1 protein-coding gene is annotated in these 366 nt (G+C 59.0%); it reads right to left on the bottom strand.

Going from position 1 to position 366, the window contains the following annotated elements; all coding sequences use genetic code 11:
* Window positions 1-313: hypothetical protein (locus AC1RP4_RS07840; RefSeq protein WP_481763246.1), on the bottom strand; the 313-nt coding region annotated here is incomplete at its 3' end.
* Window positions 314-366 lie beyond the last annotated feature (53 nt).

The raw sequence follows: 366 nt of genomic DNA, 5'->3' as shown, positions 1-366 counted from the left end.
AGGGGCCACGGCTTCCGTTGTCGAATTCGCAGGCAGCGCCCAACGCGCATTCCAAGACCTCACGCGGCCCGTGTCCACCATGCGACGCGTACATGGCCCCAAGCGCGTATTCAGCACCGCTCCCGATCGCAGCATAGTCGTAAGCGGCCTCAACCACGGTCCCGTCTCCGTGAATCTCAAAAATGTGGGATTCATAGCCGAGTAGGATATTCACGTCCTTAAACGGCTTATCTCGGCTGGTGCCGGATTCAAGCAGCAGGCAGCGCCGCAGTTCTTCACGCACTGGCCCGTGGATGAAGCGCTCCACGTTCATTGACCGGTTCCTGACAGGGGGCACGAAATTTAGGCGCACACAGAAATTGAGGG

Source organism: Dellaglioa sp. CoH-56-MRSF-10 (assembly GCF_056782175.1).
This window is presented reverse-complemented; position numbering and strand designations above follow the sequence as displayed.